This window comes from Serratia sp. NGAS9 (assembly GCF_009905295.1).
GTDB lineage: Bacteria > Pseudomonadota > Gammaproteobacteria > Enterobacterales > Enterobacteriaceae > Serratia > Serratia bockelmannii.
In genome coordinates, this window is sequence record NZ_CP047605.1 from 2,591,259 (window position 1) to 2,613,728 (window position 22,470).

The 22,470-nt window shown below is 61.2% G+C and carries 21 protein-coding genes, 1 pseudogene and 1 riboswitch; of the genes and pseudogenes, 10 read left to right on the plus strand and 12 right to left on the minus strand.

The window, feature by feature from the left end; translation table 11 throughout:
* Positions 1-35 precede the first annotated feature (35 nt).
* Together GUC32_RS12415 and GUC32_RS12420 are read left to right on the plus strand one after the other, a co-directional pair.
* Complete coding sequence (locus tag GUC32_RS12415; RefSeq protein ID WP_197834160.1) at positions 36-476, plus strand: GNAT family N-acetyltransferase; 441 nt, start codon at positions 36-38, stop codon at positions 474-476.
* A gap of 66 nt (positions 477-542) precedes the next feature.
* Complete coding sequence (locus GUC32_RS12420; protein WP_147823833.1) at positions 543-1,388, plus strand: inositol monophosphatase family protein; 846 nt, start codon at positions 543-545, stop codon at positions 1,386-1,388.
* On the opposite strand, the gene GUC32_RS12425 is transcribed toward GUC32_RS12420, so the two are convergent.
* From GUC32_RS12425 to GUC32_RS12445, 5 genes and pseudogenes are all read right to left on the minus strand, one after another.
* Positions 1,331-2,707, minus strand: a complete 1,377-nt coding sequence (locus tag GUC32_RS12425; protein ID WP_060433122.1) for a cation diffusion facilitator family transporter — start codon at positions 2,705-2,707, stop codon at positions 1,331-1,333. The genes GUC32_RS12420 and GUC32_RS12425 overlap by 58 nt on opposite strands.
* Before the next feature lie 26 nt (positions 2,708-2,733).
* Complete coding sequence (locus tag GUC32_RS12430) at positions 2,734-2,913, minus strand: hypothetical protein (RefSeq protein ID WP_025302915.1); 180 nt, start codon at positions 2,911-2,913, stop codon at positions 2,734-2,736.
* Positions 2,914-3,020: 107 nt separating this feature from the next.
* Positions 3,021-3,113, minus strand: a complete 93-nt coding sequence (gene mgtS / locus GUC32_RS12435; protein WP_004938109.1) for a protein MgtS — start codon at positions 3,111-3,113, stop codon at positions 3,021-3,023.
* Between the two features lie 132 nt (positions 3,114-3,245).
* Complete coding sequence (locus GUC32_RS12440) at positions 3,246-4,268, minus strand: magnesium transporter (protein WP_369435242.1); 1,023 nt, start codon at positions 4,266-4,268, stop codon at positions 3,246-3,248.
* Between the two features lie 75 nt (positions 4,269-4,343).
* A riboswitch (M-box (ykoK) riboswitch) is annotated at positions 4,344-4,517 on the minus strand.
* 142 nt (positions 4,518-4,659) lie between these two features.
* Positions 4,660-5,819, minus strand: a pseudogene (locus tag GUC32_RS12445) (ABC transporter substrate-binding protein).
* 411 nt (positions 5,820-6,230) lie between these two features.
* Between GUC32_RS12445 and GUC32_RS12450 the strand changes: the two are divergent.
* From GUC32_RS12450 to GUC32_RS12460, 3 genes are read left to right on the plus strand one after another with little or no spacing between them, the layout of a single operon-like run.
* Entirely contained in the window at positions 6,231-7,247 is a 1,017-nt protein-coding gene (locus GUC32_RS12450; RefSeq protein ID WP_049205664.1) for an iron ABC transporter substrate-binding protein, read from the plus strand.
* Positions 7,248-7,280: 33 nt separating this feature from the next.
* Positions 7,281-8,864: an iron ABC transporter permease gene (locus tag GUC32_RS12455; RefSeq protein WP_099817247.1), complete on the plus strand. Its 1,584-nt coding sequence runs from the start codon at positions 7,281-7,283 to the stop codon at positions 8,862-8,864.
* Complete coding sequence (locus tag GUC32_RS12460) at positions 8,861-9,898, plus strand: ABC transporter ATP-binding protein (RefSeq protein WP_025302920.1); 1,038 nt, start codon at positions 8,861-8,863, stop codon at positions 9,896-9,898. Before GUC32_RS12455 ends, GUC32_RS12460 begins: the two co-directional genes overlap by 4 nt.
* A 30-nt stretch (positions 9,899-9,928) precedes the next feature.
* On the opposite strand, the gene GUC32_RS12465 is transcribed toward GUC32_RS12460, so the two are convergent.
* The gene (locus GUC32_RS12465) at positions 9,929-11,425 is read right to left on the minus strand and encodes an alpha/beta hydrolase (RefSeq protein ID WP_369435243.1); all 1,497 of its coding nucleotides are present in this window, start codon (positions 11,423-11,425) and stop codon (positions 9,929-9,931) included.
* A gap of 221 nt (positions 11,426-11,646) precedes the next feature.
* Between GUC32_RS12465 and GUC32_RS12470 the strand changes: the two genes are divergently transcribed.
* Positions 11,647-11,895: a CsbD family protein gene (locus tag GUC32_RS12470; RefSeq protein WP_016927634.1), complete on the plus strand. Its 249-nt coding sequence runs from the start codon at positions 11,647-11,649 to the stop codon at positions 11,893-11,895.
* A gap of 249 nt (positions 11,896-12,144) precedes the next feature.
* Positions 12,145-14,250 carry an elongation factor G gene (gene fusA / locus GUC32_RS12475; RefSeq protein ID WP_025302922.1) on the plus strand — a complete coding sequence of 702 codons (2,106 nt, stop codon included), beginning with the start codon at positions 12,145-12,147 and terminating at the stop codon, positions 14,248-14,250.
* A 27-nt stretch (positions 14,251-14,277) separates the two neighbouring features.
* Here the strand turns inward: fusA and GUC32_RS12480 are convergent, their stop codons facing one another.
* Positions 14,278-15,246: a DMT family transporter gene (locus GUC32_RS12480; RefSeq protein ID WP_149569996.1), complete on the minus strand. Its 969-nt coding sequence runs from the start codon at positions 15,244-15,246 to the stop codon at positions 14,278-14,280.
* Positions 15,247-15,344: 98 nt separating this feature from the next.
* Positions 15,345-16,172, minus strand: coding sequence for an AraC family transcriptional regulator (locus GUC32_RS12485; protein WP_049207528.1), 828 nt, complete (start codon positions 16,170-16,172; stop codon positions 15,345-15,347).
* Between the two features lie 196 nt (positions 16,173-16,368).
* Here GUC32_RS12485 and GUC32_RS12490 point away from each other — a divergent pair, with 196 nt between their 5' ends.
* Together GUC32_RS12490 and tnpA are read left to right on the plus strand one after the other, a co-directional pair.
* Positions 16,369-17,802: an NAD-dependent succinate-semialdehyde dehydrogenase gene (locus GUC32_RS12490; RefSeq protein WP_369435244.1), complete on the plus strand. Its 1,434-nt coding sequence runs from the start codon at positions 16,369-16,371 to the stop codon at positions 17,800-17,802.
* Between the two features lie 192 nt (positions 17,803-17,994).
* Positions 17,995-18,453: an IS200/IS605-like element IS1541B family transposase gene (gene tnpA, locus GUC32_RS12495; RefSeq protein ID WP_141997679.1), complete on the plus strand. Its 459-nt coding sequence runs from the start codon at positions 17,995-17,997 to the stop codon at positions 18,451-18,453.
* Positions 18,454-18,559: 106 nt separating this feature from the next.
* Here the strand turns inward: tnpA and GUC32_RS12500 are convergent, their stop codons facing one another.
* The 3 genes from GUC32_RS12500 to GUC32_RS12510 are packed head-to-tail and all read right to left on the minus strand — an operon-like array spanning position 18,560 to position 21,425.
* Positions 18,560-19,462, minus strand: a complete 903-nt coding sequence (locus tag GUC32_RS12500) for an alpha/beta hydrolase (protein ID WP_025302926.1) — start codon at positions 19,460-19,462, stop codon at positions 18,560-18,562.
* Positions 19,452-20,345, minus strand: a complete 894-nt coding sequence (locus tag GUC32_RS12505) for an alpha/beta fold hydrolase (RefSeq protein ID WP_025302927.1) — start codon at positions 20,343-20,345, stop codon at positions 19,452-19,454. The genes GUC32_RS12500 and GUC32_RS12505 overlap by 11 nt, the downstream gene beginning before the upstream one ends.
* A 24-nt stretch (positions 20,346-20,369) precedes the next feature.
* On the minus strand, positions 20,370-21,425 hold the full coding sequence (locus GUC32_RS12510) for a sugar phosphate isomerase/epimerase (RefSeq protein ID WP_049295680.1): 1,056 nt from the start codon (positions 21,423-21,425) through the stop codon (positions 20,370-20,372).
* A gap of 140 nt (positions 21,426-21,565) precedes the next feature.
* Between GUC32_RS12510 and GUC32_RS12515 the strand changes: the two genes are divergently transcribed.
* Positions 21,566-22,156 carry a TetR/AcrR family transcriptional regulator gene (locus tag GUC32_RS12515; protein ID WP_049207519.1) on the plus strand — a complete coding sequence of 197 codons (591 nt, stop codon included), beginning with the start codon at positions 21,566-21,568 and terminating at the stop codon, positions 22,154-22,156.
* On the opposite strand, the gene GUC32_RS12520 is transcribed toward GUC32_RS12515, so the two are convergent.
* Positions 22,153-22,455, minus strand: coding sequence for a cupin domain-containing protein (locus tag GUC32_RS12520; protein WP_060447724.1), 303 nt, complete (start codon positions 22,453-22,455; stop codon positions 22,153-22,155). The two genes, GUC32_RS12515 and GUC32_RS12520, sit on opposite strands and share 4 nt — an antisense overlap.
* Positions 22,456-22,470 lie beyond the last annotated feature (15 nt).

Genomic DNA, 22,470 nt, shown 5'->3' on the forward strand with positions numbered 1-22,470 from the left:
GCCCTCCGGCGGCCTGTTTTTTGACGGAGTGCGACATGGCATTTTCCCTTGAGCAGGCCTCACTCGCGCAGCGGCCGCTGCTGGCGGCCATGCTGTCTGATTGCCTGCGCGAGCTGGGCGTCGATGGGGATTACCCCTATTTGCCGCTCTACTGGCGCGAGGCCGGCCGCTACCCCTATTTGATGTTGAGCGATCGGCAAACCGCCGGGTTCGCGTTGGTCAGGCGTCTGGATAGCGCCACCGTCGAAATGGCGGAGTTCTACATCAAGCCCGAATGGCGACGCAACGGGATGGGGCAACGGGCTGCCCGCGCCTTGTTCGCGCGGCATCCCGGCGGTTGGTCGCTGTCGGTCAGCCAGGATAATCCGCGCGGGCTGGCGTTTTGGCGCTCGGTAGTACCGGCCGGGGCCATGACTCAACCACTTTCGGCCCCCGATGCCATGATGCAGCTGCGCTTTTCATCCCCGCCGCCCTGAGCGACACATTACTTTCATCCTTTTATGGCAGGGTAAGCTGATTCGTTTTTTGCTATCGAGCCTGCCATGACTTCACTTTCCCCACGGGACATCGAGGCGCGCTACCGCTTCGCGCGTGAGATCGCCCGCGCCGCCGCCGATCTCGCTTTCAGCTTTTATCAACGGCGGCAAAGCCTGGCGGTCGACTTTAAACAGGGGCTGCAGGACGTGGTCAGCGAAGCCGACCGCCGCGTCGAAGCGCTGATCCGCCGCATGATCAATCGCCGGTTTCCCCAGGATGGCTTTCTCGGCGAAGAGAGCGGCAGCAGCGGCGAGCACGCCGCCTGCGTTTGGGTCGTCGATCCTATCGATGGCACCGCCTGCTTCCTGAACGGATTGCATACCTGGTGTATCGCGATAGGCGTGGTGATCGACGGCGAGCCGACGATCGGTGTGGTCTACGATCCCAACCACCGCGAGATGTTCCGCGCCTGCCGCGGCGGCGGCGCCTTCCTCAACGGGGAACCGATAGGCGTGCATGCCGGGCGCAGCGTTGCGGATGGCGTGATGGGCGTCGGGATATCACCGCGCGCCTCGGCGGCGGAATTCAGCGGCTTTCTCTGTCGCCTGCTGCAGGCGGGAGGAATGTTTGTGCGCAGCGGCTCCGGCGCGTTGATGACCGCCCAGGTGGCCGCCGGACGGCTGCTGGGCTATTACGAACCGCACATGAATGCCTGGGACAGTCTGCCTGGACTGGTGCTGACACGCGAAGCCGGCGGCGTGGCGAATGACTTTATGCACAACAACGGGCTGCGGCGCGGCAACCCGCTGCTGCTGGCCAACGCGGTGCTCTATCCGCAGTTGGCCGCGCTGATTCAAATGCCGGGCTTGATCGGCTCGACGTGCCCTATCGCGCGCGTGATGGCCGGATAAAGCGCGCGCAGCCGCCGCTCGACCCGATCGACCGCATCGTGCGCGGCGGCGATGGTTACCACCGGCGACACGCGGCAGTGGAAGTTGACGATGATGCCGCCGTCGGTCTTGCGCGCACGGATGTTGTGTACGTCTTGCACATTCTCCCCCTGCTCCAGCGCCGATTGCAGGATGCGGCGAATAGCGGCCAGCTCCACCGCATCGACATCCTCGCTGGTCAGCCAGTGCGGCGTCTGCGGCTCCAGGTGCGTCTCTATTTCAGTGTCTTCGCCGATCGCCTGGCGCAGGATCCCTTCTATTTCCGTGGCGATGTCATGCGCCTGCGCCACGCTGACGTGGGCCGGCACCGCCAAATCCATGCCGATCGCCATACGCGTCGGCAACTGCTGCAAGGTCACATTCTGCACCTGCGCGCCGTGGTTGGCGGCAATCGCCCGAATGCGCGTCGCCATGTCTTCGTCGCTGCGGGTCTGCGGCACCGCGATGACGGTGAATTCCGCCCTGGCGTACTGCTCCCGCAACCGTTCGATGATTTCTCGCTTCAACGTATCGATGCGCTCCAGCGGCAAGGTGCGGCACACCGCCACCGTGATCTCGACAAACATTACGGCGCCGGCGTTGCGAATGCGCACGCTGTCGCAGGCCAGCACCGCCGGAAAGCTGTCCAGCGTGGCGCGAATCGCTTCGGTGGCTCCGGCGGGCGCAGTATCCATCAACGAGTCGAAGGAGCGTTTACCGAGCTTGATTGCGGCGACAAAGATAAAACCGGCGACGATCAGCGCGGCGATGGCGTCCGCACGGCCAAAGCCTAGCAGCACAAACACCATGCCCAGCAGCACCACGCCGGATGAAAGCATGTCGGAGAAGAAATGCAGCGCATCCGCCTCCAGCGCCGCGCTGTCGGTGGCTTTGGCGACGCGGTTGAGCGCCCGCACGCGGAAGAAATCGACGCAGATGGAGATCAGCAACACCGCGATCACCACCGGCGCCGCGACGATCTCATGCGGTTGCCCGAGCAGGCTGCTGCCCGCCTCATAGACAATCCAACCGGCGGCGCCCAGCAACAACAGCACTTCGAACAGCGCCGCCAGGTTTTCCACTTTGCCGTGGCCGAAGTGGTGATCGTCATCGGCGGGTTTATCGCTGATGCGCACCGCCAGCCAGGTGATGCTGGTGGCGATAAAATCGGTGAAAGAGTGGATCCCTTCGGATATCAGGCCAATACTGCCGGTAAAAATGCCGGCGACGAATTTGCCCGTGGCCAGCACCCCGCTGGCAATCATCGAGTTTCTGGCCACGGCCTGTTTTTCATTCTGCATGATGCTGCTCACATTCAGACGGTGATTTATTTTTTTACTTTAGCGGATAATTGCCAGACAAAGGCGATCAGCAGCATACTGCCAGAGAATGTCAGCATGAGGCTAGTAAGAAAATTGGATTTTCCGGTGGAATAAAAATAAATCTCATTAACGCCCACCGAGATCATTAAAATGGCGTAGAGCAATCCCAAAATAAGAATCGTCATTATTATCAACTCCCGTATCAGGCCGCGCGTTCAGCGCGCCACTAAATCCTCCCCATAATAAATAGCGGTTACGGGGAGGATGCATCTAGGCGGATCTTTAGCGTTCATCAATCATCCCATTTGGTGCTCATATAGGCCGCCAACAGGCCCAGAGAGCTGATCATTGCCAGGAATCCCATAAAAATAGTCATGTTTCCCATTATTTTGTCCTCAGGTTAAATGTTATCGATAAAAGCCCCTTGCGTTAAATATCGGGGTTGGTCGGTATCCATGGTTTTTTAACGTCCTCCTCTTTTTGGCAACATTCCCGCGCTTTCAAGCGCGGGACCCGTTTAAATTCCCAGGACGTGCTGGGCGATTTTGAAATAAATAATCAGGCCGGTGCCGTCGATAAAGGTGGCGATAAACGGCGCCGACACCACCGCTGGATCGATACCGAGCCGTTTCAGCAGCATCGGGATGATCGACGAAACAATGGCGCTCCATACGGTGATCGCCACCAGCGACAGGCTGACCACCAGCGTCACCTCCATGCCGACGCCCATGATCCAGGCGCGCACCCAGGCCGCCAGACCGATGGTGACGGCGATCAGCAGCGAGGTCGTGACCTCTTTGCGGATCACTGCGCCCAGATTGCGCAGGCTGACCTCGCCCAGCGCCATAGCACGCACCAGCGTCGAGGTGATCTGAGTGCCGCTGTTGCCGCCGGTGCCGATCAGCAACGGGATGAAGAACGCCAGCGCAATCGCCGCTTCGAGCTGATCTTCAAACGCTTTCAGCACGTTGCCGGTGTAAGCTTCGGCCACGAACAACATCAGCAGCCACACCGAGCGTTTGCGCCACAGCGCCCACGGGCTGGTCTCCAGATAAGGCTTGTCCAGCGGCAGGCTCGCGCCCTGACGCTGCGCGTCTTCGGTGTTTTCATCTTCGACCAGCCGAGCGATCTCGCGCTCGCCCAGCACGCCGACCAGCGTGTTGTTCGCCACGACCGGCACCACGTCCAAACCGCCTTTGCCCAGCAGATGCGCCACGTCATTGCGATCGTCGTCGGGTGAAACCTGGAAATAGCTGTAATCCATCATTACGCCGACCGCTTTATCCTCATCGTCGCACTGCAGCAGTTTTTTCACCGACAGCGTGCCGCGCAAATGATAGTCGTCCGCGGTAATAAAGACCCGGGTGGGAATTTCGTCCGTTTTTAGCTGCGAAAGTAAATATTCCCGGGCATGCGTGACCGTCATCGTCGAGGGAACGGTAATAAAATCGGCGTTCATATAACCGGCAACTGAAGTTTCATCGAGAGTTTCAGTCGCGCGCAGCGCCGGAGAAGAAGAGTATTGATGTGACTTGATCATTTTGTCAGTCCCTATTTCTGTTGTGAACTTCAACAGCGAATCGCATAGGGGCGTAACCACAGAGGGAGTGCAGACTGCCTATCTCCGCGTCCAGGTTTTAGCACTATACAACGTATCCGAATTGTTGCTCGGAAGTTACTTTGGGCTGAACCTTAATCCGATAAAGCCTGTCTTAACCTTGGGCATCTCTCGATGTCGTCAGATCAGTAACCTGTGTTTGTATAGGAGCCTCGCCAAACGAGATACTGCATATAAACTACCGGCGCAGTATAGGCGTTGTTTTATCCGGCGGGAAGAAAAGATTGCCCGTCGTTTATGGAGTATTTAGGATAATTTTATTAAATGTGAATCTATAAAAACGGCTGATATAAATCAGCCGTTTTTTTATTTCTCAGTGCGCGAGAATGTAGACGTTTTTATCGTATAGCGCGCCCTGACGGGTAAAGTCGATCCCCTTCACGTAAGGTTTGACCAGCGTGGCGTTGGCTTCGTAGTACACCGGCGCGACCGGCGTATCGACGGCCAGCACCGCCTCGGCCTGCTGGAAATACTGCTGCACCTGCTGCGGTGTCGGCGCCGCCGTCGCCTGATGCAGAATGCGATCGTACTCCGGATTGCGGTATTTGGGGCTGTTTTCGCTGCTGTCGGAACGGAACACGTTCAGGAAAGTAGACGGATCGTTGTAATCCGCCAGCCATCGAGTAAAGGCCACGCCGTACTGCCCGCGGTTGATATTATCCAGCGTCACTTTACGCTCCTGGCTTTGCAAGGTGGCCTCTACCCCGAGGTTCTTTTTCCACATGGCGGCGGCGGCGATGACGATCTTCTTGATGGTGGCGTCGTTACTGTACAGCACGGTAAAGCGCAGCGGATGCTCGGCGTTGAAACCGGCCTGCGCCAGCAGTTGCTTCGCCTGGGCGTGCCGTTGTTCCGGCGTCCAGCCGGCCGCGGCGCCGGGCTGCAGGCGATAGCCGCCCGCCCTCGTTGGGGTAAAGGTCCAGGCCGGCTGCTGGCCATATCCCAGCACCTTGCCGGCGATGATCTCTTTATCCAGCGCCAGATTCAGCGCCTGACGCCCAGCTCGCTCGGTGGCTTGCTGCCGGCGTTGATCGCCGCCGCGTTCAGCACGTAGGCCGAAGCCAGATAGCTGCCGTACGGCGACGCGGTTTTCGGATCGGTGAGGCGCTGCCAACTGTAGACGAAATCGTCGGCGGTGACCGGATCGCCGTTCGACCACTTGGCCTGCGGCCGCAGATGGAAAGTCCAGACGTTGCCCTGGTGCTCCCACTTCTGTGCCAGCGCCGGGATCACTTCGCCGTCTTTTCCGACGCGCAGCAAGCCTTCGAACAGATCGTTGAAGATGTAGAACTCCACATTGCTCTCGGCCAGGTTTGGATCCAGCGTCGCCGGTTCATACCCGTTGGCGCGCACCAGTTCTTGCGCCGCCGCCAGTTTAGCGCCCGCCGGCACCTCGGCCGCCTGTGCGACCGTCGCGTTAAAAGCCAGGATGATTAAACCAGCCAATTTCTTGCTATTGAATGAATATTTCACGTCGATATCCCTGATGAGTGTTTTATCGCGTTCAATATGCAATGAGGCAGTGGAATAAATTAAATCATTAATCGCTATGAGTCATAACCAAAAGCGGTGTTGAATTTCTTTCATTATCAAAGGAGTACTGGTGACGGAACGATAAAGAACACGAGGATAAACGCGGAGACCGGCATTGCCGCCGGGAACGCCGTGAATCGGCGGTGACATAAATTCAGGCAATCAATATAGATTATTCCAGCCGAAGCTTAACGTATCCTTAGGGCAATTCATTTTGTGAGCGATCGTCAAAAATAATTTAATACGAATCGTTTTCACTATCATTATTGATGTTCTTGGCTAAAATCGGCCTGCTTGCGCTTGCCAGGCGATATTCGTTTTCTTCATTCGAACGCTAAAAAGGATAACTGCATGAAGCTGCGTATTTCATCTCTCGGCCCCGTCGCCCTGCTCGCCTCCTCGATGATGCTGGCCTTTGGCGCTCAGGCGGCCTCCGCCGACCAGGGCATCGTTATTTACAACGCCCAGCATGAAAATCTGGTGAAATCCTGGGTCGACGGGTTTACCAAAGACACCGGCATCAAAGTCACGCTGCGCAACGGCGGCGACAGCGAGCTGGGCAATCAGCTGGTGCAGGAAGGCAGCGCCTCGCCTGCCGACGTGTTCCTGACGGAAAACTCCCCGGCGATGGTGTTGGTGGATAATGCCAAGCTGTTCGCCCCGCTGGACGCCGCGACGTTGGCCCAGGTAGAGCCGCAATATCGCCCCAGCCACGGCCGCTGGACCGGCATCGCCGCCCGCTCTACCGTGTTCGTCTACAACCCGGCCAAACTGACCGACGCGCAGTTGCCGAAGTCGCTGCTGGATCTGGCCAAGCCGGAATGGAAAGGCCGCTGGGCCGCTTCACCATCGGGCGCCGATTTCCAGGCGATCGTCAGCGCGCTGCTGGCGCTGAAAGGCGAGAAAGCCACGCTGGAGTGGCTGAAAGCGATGAAAACCAATTTCACCGCCTATAAGGGCAACAGCACGGTGATGAAAGCGGTCAATGCCGGCCAGATCGACAGCGGCGTGATCTATCATTACTACCCGTTCGTCGACGGCGCTAAAACCGGCGAGAACAGCAAAAACATCAAGCTGTATTACTTCAAACATCAGGATCCGGGCGCATTCGTCAGCATCTCCGGCGGCGGCGTGCTGGCTTCCAGCAAGCATCAGCAGCAGGCGCAGGCCTTCATCAAGTGGATCACCGGCAAACAGGGCCAGGAGATCCTGCGCACCAACAATGCCTTCGAATACGCCGTCGGCGTCGGTGCGGCCTCCAACCCGAAACTGGTGCCGCTGAAAGATCTGGACGCACCGAAAGTAGACGCCGCGCAGCTGAACAGTAAAAAAGTGGTCGAACTGATGACCGAGGCCGGCCTGCTGTAAGGCCCGCCGGCAAACCGAGAGTTTTTGATCGTTATGTCAAACCTGAGTACCCACGCCGCGCAGACCGCGCGGCGTTATTCTGTTGTCCCCCGTCACCCGCGGCCAGGGGCGATCGTGGTGGCCAGCGCTGTGCTGCTGTCGCTGCTGGCGCTGTTGCCGCTGGGATTCGTTATCGGCGTGGCGTTTGAAACCGGCTGGCAAATGGTCAAAGCTCTGGTTTTCCGCCCACGCGTGGCGGAACTGCTGTTGAACACCCTACTGTTGGTGGTGTTGACGCTGCCGATTTGCGCCGTGCTGGGCGTGGCCCTGGCCTGGTTGACCGAACGCACCACGCTGCCGGGCCGCCGTCTCTGGGCGGTATTGGCCACCGCGCCGCTGGCGGTGCCGGCCTTTGTGCAAAGCTATGCCTGGATCAGCCTGGTGCCGTCGATGCACGGCCTGGGCGCCGGCGTTTTCATCTCGGTGCTCGCCTATTTCCCGTTCATTTACCTACCGGCCGCCGCGGTCTTGCGCCGTCTGGATCCCGGTATCGAAGACGTCGCTACCTCGCTTGGTTCCCGGCCGCCGGCGGTGTTTTTCCGCGTGGTGCTGCCGCAGCTGAAGCTGGCGGTCTGGGGCGGTTCGTTGCTGATCGCGCTGCACCTGCTGGCGGAGTATGGCCTGTACGCCATGATCCGTTTCGATACCTTTACCACCGCGATCTTCGATCAGTTCCAGTCGACCTTCAACGGCCCGGCGGCCAACATGCTGGCCGGCGTGTTGGTGCTGTGCTGCCTGGGGTTACTGTTGCTTGAGGCGATAAGCCGCGGCCGCGCGCGCTATGCCCGCGTCGGTTCCGGCAGCGCCCGCAGCCAAACGCCGCGTCGCCTGTCAGCGCCGTTCGCCGCACTGGCGCTGCTGCTGCCGATCGCGCTGACCGCGTTGGCGCTGGGCGTGCCTTTCATCACCCTGGCCCGCTGGCTGTGGCTGGGTGGATTCGAGGTGTGGCGTAACGCCGAGCTGTGGCCCGCGCTGTGGCAAACGCTGTCGCTGTCCGCCGCTGGCGCATTGTTGATTACGCTGTGCGCCATTCCGATGGCCTGGCTGTCGGTACGCTATCCGGCCCGGCTGTATCGGGTGCTGGAAGGCTGCAACTACGTGACCAGCTCGCTGCCTGGTATCGTGGTGGCGCTGGCGCTAGTGACCATCACCATTCACAGCTTCCGGCCGATTTACCAGACCGAAATCACCCTGCTGCTGGCATATCTGCTGATGTTTATGCCGCGGGCGCTGATCAATCTGCGCGCCGGTATCGCACAGGCGCCGGTGGAATTGGAAAACGTGGCGCGCAGCCTCGGCAAATCGCCGGCGCAGGCGCTGTGGAGCACCACGCTGCGGCTGGCGGCGCCGGGCGCCGCTGCGGGCGCCGCGCTGGTGTTTCTGGCGATCGCCAATGAACTGACCGCCACGCTGCTGCTGGCGCCGAACGGTACCCGCACGCTGGCCACCGGATTTTGGGCGCTGACCAGCGAGATAGACTATGTCGCCGCCGCGCCTTATGCGCTGATTATGGTGGCGCTGTCGCTGCCGCTCACCTGGCTTCTTTACTCTCAATCTAAACGTACGGCGGGACTATGAGCACGCTCGAACTGCACGGTATCGGAAAATCTTACAATGCCATCAGGGTGCTGGAACACATCGACCTACAGGTTGCCGCCGGCAGCCGCACGGCGATCGTCGGCCCTTCCGGCTCCGGCAAAACCACCCTGCTGCGCATCATCGCCGGCTTTGAAATCCCCGACGGCGGCCAGATCCTGCTGCAAGGGCAAGCCATGGGCAACGGCGGCGGCTGGGTGCCGGCGCATCTGCGCGGCATCGGCTTCGTCCCGCAGGATGGCGCACTGTTCCCGCACTTTACCGTTGCCGGCAACATCGGTTTTGGCCTTAAAGGAAGCAAACGCGAGAAACAGCACCGTATTGAGGCGCTGATGGAAATGGTAGCGCTGGATCGCCGCCTGGCCGCGCTGTGGCCGCACGAGTTGTCCGGCGGACAGCAGCAGCGGGTCGCGCTGGCGCGCGCTTTGTCGCAACAACCTCGGCTGATGTTGCTGGATGAGCCGTTCTCGGCGTTGGATACCGGCCTGCGCGCCGCCACCCGCAAAGCGGTGGCCGAACTGCTGACGGAGGCCAAAGTGGCGTCGATTCTGGTTACGCACGATCAGAGCGAGGCGCTGTCGTTCGCCGATCAGGTGGCGGTGATGCGCAACGGCCGGCTGGCGCAGGTGGGCGCGCCGCAAGATCTCTATCTGCGCCCGGTCGATGAACCGACCGCCAGTTTCCTTGGCGAAACGCTGGTGCTGACCGCCGAACTGGCGCAGGGCTGGGCAGACTGCGCATTGGGGCGCATCGCCGTCGACGATCGCCAACGCAGCGGCTCAGCGCGCATCATGCTGCGCCCGGAGCAGATTCAAATCGGTTTGTCTGATCCGGCGCAGCGCGGCCAGGCGGTGATCACCGGCATCGATTTCGCCGGCTTCGTCTCCACCCTCAATCTGCAAATGGCGGCCACCGGCGCACAGCTCGAGATCAAAACCGTCAGCCGCGAAGGCCTGCGGCCCGGTGCACAAGTCAATCTCAACGTGATGGGCCAGGCGCATATTTTCGCCGGCTGACTCTCTTGTGGCCGGGCTGCTCCGGCCTCCTCAGCGGCAAACCTTGTCGCGGCGCGGCTTTTTCGGCGCCAGCAGATACTCCACCACGCTTTCGTCAACGCAGCTGTCGATGCCGTTCAGCGCCAGCGTATGTCCGTCGCGTTCGCGGGTGAACAGCGGGCTTTTAAAGGCGGCGGCCATCACCTGGGCGTTGCGGTACGGCGTGGTCGGATCGTAGCGCTGGGCGACGAACAGCAGCGGCGGCAGCGCGGCGGACGCCACCGGAGTGTGCGGCCGATCTTTGCCGCGGTACGGCCATAGATCGCACATTTCCAGCGGATACTCGTGTAGCGGCAGGTAGTGAGCGTACAAAGCGGCGGTATTGATCTCCTGCCGCTGCCTGCGCAACTGCTGCGGATCGGCTGTCGGGTTGGCGACGTCGGCGCAGGTGATGACGTTCAGGGCGTCATCGGCATCCGGCGAATAGCTTTCGTCAATCAGATCGGAAACCTGCTGCCCGGCGATGCCGGCATCGAGTTGACGCAGCACGGTCGCCAGCTCATGCCAGCGCTCCGGCCACAGCAGCAGCGAACGCGTGACCGTCAGCACATCGTCGGCGGAGATTTCATAGCCCGCGGCGGTAACGAACGGTTGATCGTGCAGCTTGCGCAGTAAGGCATGATAGCGCTGCAGCGCCTGATTAGCGCCGCCGCCCAGCTGGCAGCTGTCGGTTTTGCCGCAGTAGGCGGCGAAGCGCAGGAAGCTTTGCTGGAAGCCCCGCTCCTGGTTCATGCGCTGGGTGAAATCGTCCTCCGCCAGATCCACCACCCCGTCCAGCACCAGCGCGCGTGTTTTCTTCGGAAAACGTTCGGCATACAGCGCCGCCACCTTGGTGCCGTAAGAGTATGCCACCGCCGTCAGCCCCGGTTCGCCCAGCGCGTGGCGGATTGCGTTCAGATCGTTGACCGCCTCGTCGGTGCCGATGTGTTGCAACACGTCCGCGCCGGTTTGTTTGATGCAGGCGGCAATCAGGGTGCGCGTCTGATTCTCCGCGCCGGCCACGTCGTTATCGTCCGGCGTCGGGGTTTCGTCGCCTTCGGCCAGCTGACAAGAAATTTTCGGCGTCGACTGACCGACGCCGCGCGGATCGTAACCGATGATATCGTAGGATTTTCGCAGCTTGGCGACGTGGGCGTCGTTGCCCAGATAGGGGTTGATGCCCGGCAGGCCTGGGCCCCCGCTGATCATCACTACGCTGCCCTTTTTCGGCCCGGTAGCGGGCTGCAGGGTCAGTGCCAGACGCACGGTCTGTTCGCCCGCCTGCGCCGCATGGGCGGGCGGCGTGGCGTAGGCTAACGGCACCTCGAGGTAACCGCAGCGCAGCCCCGGCGGTGGCGCCTCATCGAACCAGCGCTGAAAACCGCTGTTGAGACAAGATTGCCAACGAATGCCGTTCTCGAGCGCCGTGCCGTGAGCCACCGGCTTGGCCAGGGCGGGCAACGCGGCGGCAGTCGCGGCGAACAGCGCCAGAATACGCAGTACTGACATGGGGAGTCCTTTCAACTCAACGAATCGGTCAAAGGGTAAAGATTCTCGGTTAAACCGCTAGCCAATAGAACATAAAAAAACGCGCGGGTGAAGCCGACGCCGTGCGTATGGAAAGACTTTTCTTTGCTCAGATTGATCTTATAACGCACAGAATGCTGCAAAAAATGCCATTCACCTGCTAGGCTTAGTGTTCGTTAACCCACAAGGAACAGGAGAGCAGCATGTTTGGTAAAGCGGAAGACAAAGCCAATGAAGCCGCAGGCGCGGTACAAGAAGCGTTCGGCAAAGCCGTTGATTCGCCGGAGCATCAGGTGCGCGGCGCGGCGCGCAAATACGCCTCTCAGGCCAGCTATGCCGCCCGTGACGCAGCGGACAGCGTAAGAACGCAGGTGGAAGCCAACCCGCTGGCCGGCGTAGCCGTTGCAGCAGCGGTCGGCATCGTTTTCGGCTTCCTGCTGGGACGCAAATAAGCGGCGAATGCGCCCTACGACAATAGGCCCGTTACGGGCCTTTTTTTTCGCCCTTTTCTGCACCGGCGCCGTTATGCGCGCAAACTTTCATCTATCACAGCCATCGCTTAAAAAAACTAACGCCTTCTACTACGATTAGTTTGTGACCAGAGCGAGGCTCTGCAATCCGGCGGATAACCCTATGAGGATTATCATCATTATCCATGCTGTTTAAGCCGCTCTCCTTCATGCGGCTAAGAAAGGTTAATTATGGCTCGCACCACCCCTATCGAACGTTACCGCAATATCGGCATCTCCGCGCATATCGATGCCGGCAAGACCACCACCACCGAGCGGATTCTGTTTTACACCGGGGTCAGCCACAAGCTGGGTGAAGTGCATGACGGCGCGGCGACCATGGACTGGATGGCGCAGGAACAGGAGCGCGGCATCACCATCACCTCGGCGGCCACCACCTGCTTCTGGAACGGCATGCAGCATAATTATCCGCAGCATCGCATCAATATCATCGACACCCCCGGGCACGTCGATTTCACCATTGAAGTGGAGCGTTCGATGCGCGTGCTGGACGGCGCCGTGATGGTCTATGACTCGGTGGGCGGCGTGCAGCCGCAGTCGGAAACCGTCTGGCGCCAGGCCAACAAGTACAAAGTGCCGCGGCTGGCGTTCGTCAACAAGATGGACCGCATCGGCGCGGATTTTTTCCGCGTGCGCAAAATGATGATCGAGCGCCTGAAAGCCAACCCGGTGCCTATCGTTATCCCTATCGGCGCCGAAGATCACTTCAGCGGCGTGGTGGATCTGGTGCGGATGAAAGCCATTCTGTGGGACGAGGCCTCGCAGGGCATGAACTTCAGCTTCGAAGAGATCCCGGCAGAGCTGCGCGACTCGGCACAGGAGTGGCGTGAAAACATGATTGAGGCCGCCGCCGAAGCGTCGGAAGAACTGATGGAGAAATACCTCAACCAGGTGCCGCTGAGCGAAGAGGAGATCGTTCACGGGCTGCGGGTGCGCACCGTCGCCGGCGAAATCCAGCCGATGCTGTGCGGGTCGGCGTTCCGCAACAAAGGGGTGCAGCGCATGCTGGACGCGGTAATTGAACTGATGCCCTCGCCGCTCGACGTGCCGCCGATGGAAGGCCACGGTGAACATGATGAAATCATCACTCGCAAAGCCGACGACAACGAAAAATTCTCGGCGCTGGCGTTCAAACTGATGACCGATCCGTTCGTCGGCCAACTCACCTTCGTGCGCGTCTACTCCGGGGTGCTGGCCAAAGGCAGCAGCGTTTACAACCCAATCAAGGGCAAAAAGGAGCGCATCGGCCGCATCGTGCAGATGCACGCCAACGATCGTAAGGACATCGACGAACTGCACGCCGGCGACATCGCCGCCTGCGTCGGCCTGAAGGACGTCACCACCGGCGATACGCTGTGCGACCCTGGCGCCATCATCACGCTGGAGCGCATGACCTTCCCCGAACCGGTGATCGCCCAAGCGATCGAGCCGAAGACCAAGGGCGACCAGGAGAAAATGGGCATTGCGCTGCAGCGGCTCTCTTCGGAAGATCCGTCGTTCCGCGTGCGCACCGATGAAGAATCCGGCCAGACCATTATCTACGGCATGGGCGAGCTGCACCTGGAGATCATCGTCGATCGCATGCGCCGCGAGTTCGGGGTGGAGACTACCACCGGCAAGCCGCAGGTGTCGTACCGCGAAACCATCCGCAAACGGGTAACCGACGTGGAAGGCAAGTTCGTGCGCCAGTCCGGCGGTAAAGGGCAATACGGCCACGTGGTGCTGACCGTCGAACCCAACGACCCTGGCAAAGGCTTCGAGTTCTTCGATGAGATCAAGGGCGGCGTCATTCCAGGCGAGTTTATCCCGGCGGTGAAAAAAGGCGTGCTTGAGGCGCTGAATAACGGCGTGCTGGCCGGTTATCAGGTGGTGGACGTCAAGGTACACCTGACCTTCGGTTCTTACCATGATGTCGACTCGTCGGAACAGGCGTTCCGCATGGCGGCGATCTTCGGCTTCAAGGAGGCCTGCCGCCTGGCGGACCCGGTGATCCTTGAGCCGATCATGTCGGTAGAAGTGGAAACGCCGGAAGATTATGCCGGCAACGTGATGGGCGACCTCTCCTCACGCCGCGGTCTAGTACAGGGTATGGAAGAGATCCCGGGCGGCGGCGGCAAGGAAATTCGCGCCAAGGTGCCGCTGTCCGAGATGTTCGGTTACTCGACCACCCTGCGTTCGATGTCGCAGGGCCGCGCCACCTACACCATGGAATTTAGCCACTACGCCGAAGCGCCGCGCAACGTGGCCGAAGAAATCATTCACCACAGCAAGCGTTAACCCTCGCGCCCGCCTTCGCGGCGGGCGTCACCCCTGCTTGTCCTCCAGCGCCACCACCACCGGCTGCGGCTTGATACGCATGGCGTACACCACGCCGGCGATCAGGCAAACGATCCCGGCCAATGTCAGCAGCGGCGGCCAGGCCTGGCGCAGCAGAAAGGTATAGGCCAACCCCGCCAGAATTTCGAACACGATAAGCGGCCCCACCAACACCGTCGGCAGCCGCTGGCTGGCTTCGTTCCAGCACAGCGCCCCCAGCCAGGAGCAGAACACGCCGATAACCAGCATCAGTGGGATAAATACCTCGGGGCGCGGGCCGAACGGCAAGGCAAACGCCGGTTCGCTCAGCGCCAATTGGCCGCAGACCGCCAGATAGCCCAGCAGCGCCAGCGGCAGCGTCACCAGCCCCTGCGCCGTGGCCCAGGTGGCCGGCCGCTGCGTCGGGTTATCCCGCAGCCAACGCGAATTGCGCAGCGGAAACCAGGTCCAGCACGCCACCGCCAACGCGGCCAACCCAAGGCCACTGAGATAGCGCCAGCCGTCGATCGGCACCGCATTGCCGCGCAGTTCGGCGATGTTTACGCACGCTAACCCGCAGACGATCAACAGCAGCGCCGGCGCCAGCTTGCTCCAGGCCAGGCGCCCGTCGTGCCGCCCGTAAAACAGATTGGCGCAGATGGCGATCACCACCGGCAAGGTGCCGATGATCATGGTCGATACCGGTGCGCCGGTACGCTGAATGGCGCTGGCCAGGCACAGGTAGTACAGCAGATTGCCGATGGCCGTCAGCTTGAGCGCTTCCAGCCAATCCTGGCGCCGCAGCTTGCGCAGGCGGCGGCGATCGAACCACGCCAGCGGCAGGGTGATCAGCCCGAAGGCCAGATAGCGCCCGGTGGACTGCAGCGCGGCGGGATAATCCGGCACCAGCAGCGGACCGACGAAAATCAGTCCCCACATCAGCCCGGCGGCCAGGGCAAACACAACGCCAATCAACATAACGACTCCGACAAACGGCCGGCGCGGCCAACCCGCCCGACAAGACAGCGGCAGAGTAACGAAAACGCGGGGAGGAATTATTGTAGCAGGTTGCTGTTTTAGCCCAATTTCACCTGTTTCTGGAAACGCACTGGCGTGACGCCGTAACGGTTGGCGAAGGCGCGCGTCAGGTGAGCCTGATCGGTCAGCCCCGCCGCCGCCGCCACCTGTGCAGCGGGCATGCCGCGCTCCAGCATGCGTTTGGCCTGCGACAGCCGGATCGCCATCAGCATCTGCTGCGGCGAGACGTGATATTCGGCCTTGAACTTGCGCAGGAAATGGTACGGGCTGAGCGATACCAGATCGGCCAGCTGGTTGAGGGTCACGGCCTCGGCGAAGTTATCGTGCAGGTAGCTTTTCACCACCTCGAAACGGTGCGCCGCCTCGGCTTTCTCTCGCCGCCCGGTGCGGATGTGCGGGTGCAACAGCTCGACCGCCTCCAACAGCAGGCCGTCGAGCGTGAGCGGATCGTCGGTTTGCCACAGCGTGGCGAGAATGGCGGACAGGCGCTGCGCCGCCCGCGGATCGTGGCGCACCGCATCGGTAAACCACTGGCACCGATCGCCGGACAACTGCTCCAGCGCCTCGGGCGCCAGGTAGAGCATGCGATAACACCAGCCGCCCGGCGTTTCGGCTTCGCCGGTGTGCAGTTCGTCCGGGTTCATCAGCACCAGCGCGCCCGGCGCCGCCAGGTGCTGCGCCCCGCGATAGCGAAAACGCTCCGCCCCGGTGTCCACGGTGCCGATGGCGAAGGCGTCGTGGGTATGCGGCTCGAAGGCATAGCGTTCGATATGCGCCTGATAGAGTTCGACGCCGGGCAGATGCGACAAATGCCGGAACTGCGCGCAGTCCTTCTCGAACGGAAACTGTTGTGGAACCCCTTGCACCCGACCTCCTCATCCGTGCTGACAATCTGCTCAGCATAGCCAAAACATCGCCGGTTGAGTAGCCGCCCTGCTCCTTTCGTGCCCCTCGCCTGGACGATCGCCGCCATTCGGCGTAGGGTTAAGGCCCCTGTCCCTTTCAGACGGGCCGCATCGCGAAGCTCATCGGCCCCTGACACTCCGCAAACAAGAGGCAACAATGTATCCGGATACTCAACTGTATATCGATGGACAATGGCGCAGCGCACTGGCCGGAAAAACCCTGCCGGTCACCAATCCCGCTACCGACGAGGTCATCGGTCAAGTGGCGCATGCCGCCGCAGAGGATCTCGATCTGGCGCTGGCCGCCACCGAGCGCGGATTTAACGTCTGGCGCGACACCGCCGCGCACCAGCGCGCCAACCTGATGCGCAAAGCCGCGGCGCTGCTGCGCGAACGCGCCAACGCCATCGCCGCCGTCATGACGCAGGAACAGGGCAAACCGGTGGCGCAGGCCAAAGTCGAAATTCTCAACGCCGCCGACGTTATCGACTGGTTCGCCGGCGAAGCCACCCGCACCTACGGGCAGATCATTCCTTCCCGCGCCCGCGATGTACAGCAGCAAACCCTCAAGCTGCCGGTCGGCCCGGTGGCCGCCTTCACGCCGTGGAACTTCCCGATCAACCAGATCGTGCGCAAGCTGTCCGCCGCGCTGGCGGCGGGCTGTTCCATCATCGTCAAAGGCCCTGAAGAAACGCCGGCCTCACCGGCTGAACTGATCAAAGCCTTCGCCGACGCCGGTATTCCGGCCGGGGTGATCGCGCTGGTGTATGGCACCCCGGCGGACATTTCGGAATACCTGATCCCCCATCCGACCATTCGCAAGATCTCCTTCACCGGCTCCACTCGCGTGGGCAAGCATTTGGCGGCGCTGGCCGGCCAGCATATGAAAAAGGCCACCATGGAACTGGGCGGCCACGCGCCGGTGCTGATCTTCGACGATGCCGATCTCGACGCGGCGGCCAAAGAGCTGGCGCAGTCCAAGTTCCGCAACGCCGGCCAGGTCTGTATCGCCCCGACCCGCTTCCTGATCCAACAAGGCGTTTATGAGGCCTTCGTGGAAAAATTCACCGCCGCGGTGCGTGAACTCAAGCTCGGCAACGGGCTGGAAGACGGCGTGACGATGGGGCCGATGGTGTTGGGCCGCAGCGTCGACAATATCGAGGCGCTGGTGCAGGATGCCGTCGCCCACGGGGCGAAGGCCAGCACCGGCGGCAAGCGCGTGGCGGGCAAAGGCAACTTCTTCGAGCCGACGGTGCTACGCGACGTGCCGCTGAGCGCGCACGCCATGTCGGAAGAGCCGTTTGGCCCGGTCGCCCTGCTGCGCCCGTTCGCTACCTATGACGAGGCGATCGCCGAAGCCAACCGCCTGCCGTACGGGCTGGCCGCCTACGCTTACAGCCGCAACATCGCCACCGTCAATGCGCTGGGGCGTGACGTGGAGAGCGGCATGCTGAGCATCAACCACATCGGTTTCGGCCTGCCGGAAACGCCGTTTGGTGGCGTGAAAGACTCCGGCCACGGCACCGAAGGCGGCAGCGAAGCGATCGAATCCTACCTGGAAACGCGCTTTGTCACCGTCGCCGGCCGATAATCGCCCGGCGGATGAATAGCCAGAAGCCCCGCAATGCGGGGCTTTTTTTTGTATGCAAAAACCCCCAGCTAGGCTGGGGGTTCCGTAAAGCTTTCAGCTTTGAGCCAGTTATAAAGACCCCTTTTGATTTGTTAAAACAGTTTGCGGTCTGGCAACTGCGAACGTTCAACAAGAAATCAAAAGGGGGTCCCTATGAGGGACGAAAAGAGCTTAGCGCACACGCGCTGGAACTGTAAATATCACATAGTATTTGCGCCGAAGTACCGAAGACAGGTGTTCTACGGGGAAAAGCGCAGAGCAATTGGCAGTATCTTAAGAAAGCTTTGTGAATGGAAAAGCGTGAATATTCTGGAGGCGGAATGTTGTGTGGATCACATCCATATGCTTCTGGAAATTCCCCCCAAGATGAGTGTATCGGGGTTTATGGGGTATCTGAAGGGCAAGAGCAGCCTGATGCTTTATGAGCAGTTTGGGGATTTGAAGTTCAAATACCGTAACAGGGAGTTTTGGTGTCGAGGGTATTACGTTGATACGGTGGGTAAAAATACAGCCAAGATACAAGAATACATAAAGCACCAACTGGAAGAGGATAAGATGGGTGAGCAGTTGTCGATCCCCTATCCAGGTAGCCCGTTTACGGGTCGTAAGTAACCGATAGAAGCAAATGTCAGATCGCGATGCGCCTGTTAGGGCGCAGCTGGCAAGAGAGCCTTATAGGCGCATATGAAAAACCTCCGGCTATGCCGGAGGATATTTATTACTCACCGGCCAGTTCGAACAGCTGCCGCGCCGCCGGGGTCAGCCCCAGCATGTGAATACAGGCATGCACCATGCCCGGCAACCGTTCGCAGCGCACCGGCACGCCCGCCTCGCGTAGCCGCTGCGCATACTGCTCGGCCTCATCGCGCAGCGGATCGTATTCGCAGCTCAGGATGGTGGCCGGCGGTAACCCGCGCAGCGTGGCGGCATACAACGGTTCCGCGCCGGGATCGCGCCGCTGGCCCAGATACTGCTGCCAACAAAACCCCATCGCGTCGCGCGTCAGAAAGTGCCCCTCGGCAAACTCGTGATAGCTCGTCGTCGTCATCTCGCGGCTGAGCGCCGGGTACAGCAGCAGCTGACGTTCGATGTACGGGCCGCTGCGATCCCGCGCCAACAGTGCGACCGCCGCCGCCAGATTGCCCCCTGCGCTATCACCGCCCACTGCCAGGCGCTGCGCGTCAATCCCCAACTGCGGCGCCCGTTGTGCCACCCAGCAGAGCGCCTGATAGACATCTTCCAGCGGCTGTGGAAACGGGTATTCCGGCGCCAGACGATAGTCAACCGACAGGATCACCCGGCCGGTGGCGTTAGCCAACGCCTGACAGGGCCGATCGTACAACGCCAGTGAGCCGAGGCACCAGCCGCCGCCGTGGGCGAACAGCATCGCCGGCTGCGCGGTCGTGCCGTTTTCCCCCGCCGGTAGATAGGCGCGCAGTGCAATCCGGTGTCCATCGGCGGCGACCACCGTATGGTCCCTGACGCCGCCGCTCGGTTCCGCCTCGCCCTGCAGCTGGCGTAAACCGGTTTCCGTGGCCGCGCGCATTGCCGCCAGCGAAGCGGGCGGTGGCACGTCGGCCGATGCCGTCAAAAAGGCGGCGATGCGTTCATCAAGCGGCATACGGCTCTCCCGCCAGGAATGACGTAATCAGTGCAATAAATTCCTCATGACACTCCTCGGTGATGAAATGGCCGCAGCCGGCGACGGTTTCGCCCCGCAGATCGTGCGCATTGCCCTGTAGCGTCGTCAGCGGTGCGTCGCCGGTGGCGTGCTCCGCTCCCACCGTCAACACCGGCATCGTCAAGGGCGTAGCGGCGCGCAGCCGGTTCTGCCGCACGGTCTCCGGGATCGCCCGGTAATAGTCGAATCCGGCGCGCAGGCCGCCCGGTGCCGAATAGGCGGCGATATACACCTCCGCCGCCACCCGATCGCGCCGATAGGACCAGCGGTTGAAGATATAGCCAAGATACTCCCGTTCGCGCCCCTGGGTCAGGGTCTCCGGCAAATCCGCCAGTTGATTGAACATGAAATGCCACAGGAAGATGTTCTCCTCCGGCGCAACGAAAATCGGCGGCGGCGGCGCCAGCCCGGGGATCACGGCCTCCGTCAGCACCAGACGCTCCACCGCCTGCGGGAAATCGCTCGCCATGGCGTAACCGATCCACATGCCGATGTCGTGGCCAACCAGTTGGTAACGTCCATGGCCCAGTTGCGCCATCATTGTGTGCAACACCGCGCCGATGCTGCCGGTGTCGTAGCCGCCAGCGGGCTTGTCAGAATCGCCGATGCCCGGCGGATCGACGGCGATCGCCTGAAAACCGGCCGCCGCCAGCGCTTGCATCACATGGCGCCAGGTGTACCAGGTTTGCGGCCAGCCGGGGATCAGCAGCACCGGCCGCCCTTCACCGGCCACCACGCAGTGAAGGCGCCGGCCGTTCACCTGGAGATAGACGTGTTCCGCCGCGAGATCCGCCAACGGGACCTCGTTCTGTAGATATTGCATGGGTGACTCCCTGAAAAGTTGGGCTCAGCGAATGCCGAGCAAGGCGTTGATCTGCTGCGGGCTGACCGGCGCACCGGCGAAGTCATCGAACACTTTGTCGGTGACGCGGATAATGCGATCGCGAATGAAGGCTGCGCCTTCGCGCGCGCCGTCCTGCGGTTTTTTCAGGCAACATTCCCACTCCAATGCCGCCCAGCCCGAATAGCCGTACTGCGTCAGGCGCGAAAAGATGCCGTTGAAATCAACCTGGCCGTCGCCCAGCGAGCGGAAGCGGCCGGCGCGATCGATCCAGGATTGATAGCCGCCGTAAATGCCCTGGCGACCGGTCGGATTGAACTCGGCGTCCTTGACGTGGAACATGCCGATAACGTCCTTATAGATATCGATAAACTCCAGATAGTTAAGCTGCTGCAGCACCATATGGCTCGGATCGAACAGCACCCGACAACGCGGGTGGTTGCCGACGCGCTCAAGAAACTTCTCGAACGTCACGCCGTCGTGCAGATCCTCACTCGGGTGAATCTCATAACACAGGTTGATGCCCTGTTCTTCGCAGGCGTCGAGCACCGGCAGCCAGCGTTTGGCGAGTTCGTCGAACGCGGTGTCGATCAATCCTTCCGGGCGCTGTGGGAACGGGAACAGATAGGGCCAGGCCAGCGAACCGGAAAAGGTGCCCAGCTCGCTGAGCCCGAGCCGCGCCGACGCCTTCACCGCCAGCAGCATTTGCTGCCGCGCCCACTCGCCGCGCGCCTGCGGATTGCCCTGCAGCGCCGGCGGCGCGAAGCTGTCAAACAGCGCATCGTAAGCCGGGTGTACCGCCATCAGCTGGCCGAAGATATGGCTGGTCAATTCACTGACCACCAACCCCTGCTCCGCCAACATGCCGGTCAGATCGTCGCAGTATGTTTGGCTTTCCGCGGCGGTGGCCACGTCGAATAAACGCCGATCCCAGGCCGGGATCTGCAAGGCGGTAAAACCGGTTTGCGCCGCCCACTCGGCGATGGCCGGCAGGCTGTTGAACGGCGCTGTCTCATCGCTGAACTGCGCGAGATGTAGGCTTGGACCTTTGAGGGTTTTCATCGTAAACTCCTATTGGTTGTCGATTAACAAACAATAGGGGCAAAGCGAGTTCACCGCAAGCGAAATTTATAAAGACATTGGTATTCCCGCCGATTTAAGCGATCCTATGTCGCTGAATGGCAGGTAAATTGGAGCAGAGAATGGCTGGCAGACCGCGTGAGTTCGACCGCGAACAGGCGCTCTTGAAGGCGCGAAACTTATTTTGGCGGCAAGGTTACGAAGGCACCTCGATGTCGGATCTGGTGGCGGAATTGGGCATTGCTTCCGCGCGCATCTACAAGGCGTTCGGCTCCAAAGAGCAGCTGTTCCGCGAGGCAATCGCCAGTTACGAAACCGAGGAAGGCGGCTTCGCCGATCGCGCCTTCGCGCAGGAAAGCGGCATTCGCCCGGCGATCCAACGTATGCTGGAAGATGCCGTGCGCCTCTACAGCCGGCCAGATCTGCCGCAGGGCTGCATGGTGGTCTCCGCCGCCGCCAGTGTCAGTGCGGAAAACGATGGGCTCAAAACCTGGCTGGCAGAGCATCGGTTGCAGCGTACGCAGCAGATCGTCGAACGGCTGCGGCAGGCGGTGCAAACCGGCGAATTGCCGGCCGATACCGACGCCGACAGCCTGGGTGACTATTTCGCCGTCTTCCTGCACGGCCTGTCGATTCAGGCACGTGACGGCGTCACTGAAGAGCGGCTATTGGCAGCGGTAAAGGTGGCGCTGGCGGTCCTGGGCGCCGCTTAATCATCCGGCAGATCGACAATCACCAGCGTGCCTTCGCTGCCCGGCAACACGCGATGCGGCACGCCGGCCGCGGCCTGATACAGCTGGCCGGCGCGCACCACCACCACTTCCCCCGCCACCTGCAGCCGCAGGTGGCCGCTGATCACCAGCAATCCTTCGCTGTAATCATGCACTTCATCCGCAATGCTGCGCGCGTCCATGCGCAGCACTTTGATATTGGCCGCACCGACGCGGCCCAGCACGGCAGAACGCCAGGCCTCGGGCAGTTCGTCCGCCTGCTGGTTTAAATCGAACAGCATCGTCATACCTTATCG

Excerpts from the sequence above, each read along its gene's own strand:
- GUC32_RS12415 (WP_197834160.1), top strand. The coding sequence starts at position 36 with ATGGCATTTTCCCTTGAGCAGGCCTCACTCGCGCAGCGGCCGCTGCTG.
- GUC32_RS12420 (WP_147823833.1), top strand. The coding sequence starts at position 543 with ATGACTTCACTTTCCCCACGGGACATCGAGGCGCGCTACCGCTTCGCG.
- GUC32_RS12425 (WP_060433122.1), bottom strand. The coding sequence starts at position 2,707 with ATGCAGAATGAAAAACAGGCCGTGGCCAGAAACTCGATGATTGCCAGC.
- GUC32_RS12430 (WP_025302915.1), bottom strand. The coding sequence starts at position 2,913 with ATGACGATTCTTATTTTGGGATTGCTCTACGCCATTTTAATGATCTCG.
- mgtS (WP_004938109.1), bottom strand. The coding sequence starts at position 3,113 with ATGGGAAACATGACTATTTTTATGGGATTCCTGGCAATGATCAGCTCT.
- GUC32_RS12440 (WP_369435242.1), bottom strand. The coding sequence starts at position 4,268 with ATGATCAAGTCACATCAATACTCTTCTTCTCCGGCGCTGCGCGCGACT.
- GUC32_RS12450 (WP_049205664.1), top strand. The coding sequence starts at position 6,231 with ATGAAGCTGCGTATTTCATCTCTCGGCCCCGTCGCCCTGCTCGCCTCC.
- GUC32_RS12455 (WP_099817247.1), top strand. The coding sequence starts at position 7,281 with ATGTCAAACCTGAGTACCCACGCCGCGCAGACCGCGCGGCGTTATTCT.
- GUC32_RS12460 (WP_025302920.1), top strand. The coding sequence starts at position 8,861 with ATGAGCACGCTCGAACTGCACGGTATCGGAAAATCTTACAATGCCATC.
- GUC32_RS12465 (WP_369435243.1), bottom strand. The coding sequence starts at position 11,425 with ATGTCAGTACTGCGTATTCTGGCGCTGTTCGCCGCGACTGCCGCCGCG.
- GUC32_RS12470 (WP_016927634.1), top strand. The coding sequence starts at position 11,647 with ATGTTTGGTAAAGCGGAAGACAAAGCCAATGAAGCCGCAGGCGCGGTA.
- fusA (WP_025302922.1), top strand. The coding sequence starts at position 12,145 with ATGGCTCGCACCACCCCTATCGAACGTTACCGCAATATCGGCATCTCC.
- GUC32_RS12480 (WP_149569996.1), bottom strand. The coding sequence starts at position 15,246 with ATGTTGATTGGCGTTGTGTTTGCCCTGGCCGCCGGGCTGATGTGGGGA.
- GUC32_RS12490 (WP_369435244.1), top strand. The coding sequence starts at position 16,369 with ATGTATCCGGATACTCAACTGTATATCGATGGACAATGGCGCAGCGCA.
- tnpA (WP_141997679.1), top strand. The coding sequence starts at position 17,995 with ATGAGGGACGAAAAGAGCTTAGCGCACACGCGCTGGAACTGTAAATAT.
- GUC32_RS12500 (WP_025302926.1), bottom strand. The coding sequence starts at position 19,462 with ATGCCGCTTGATGAACGCATCGCCGCCTTTTTGACGGCATCGGCCGAC.
- GUC32_RS12505 (WP_025302927.1), bottom strand. The coding sequence starts at position 20,345 with ATGCAATATCTACAGAACGAGGTCCCGTTGGCGGATCTCGCGGCGGAA.
- GUC32_RS12510 (WP_049295680.1), bottom strand. The coding sequence starts at position 21,425 with ATGAAAACCCTCAAAGGTCCAAGCCTACATCTCGCGCAGTTCAGCGAT.
- GUC32_RS12515 (WP_049207519.1), top strand. The coding sequence starts at position 21,566 with ATGGCTGGCAGACCGCGTGAGTTCGACCGCGAACAGGCGCTCTTGAAG.
- GUC32_RS12520 (WP_060447724.1), bottom strand. The coding sequence starts at position 22,455 with ATGCTGTTCGATTTAAACCAGCAGGCGGACGAACTGCCCGAGGCCTGG.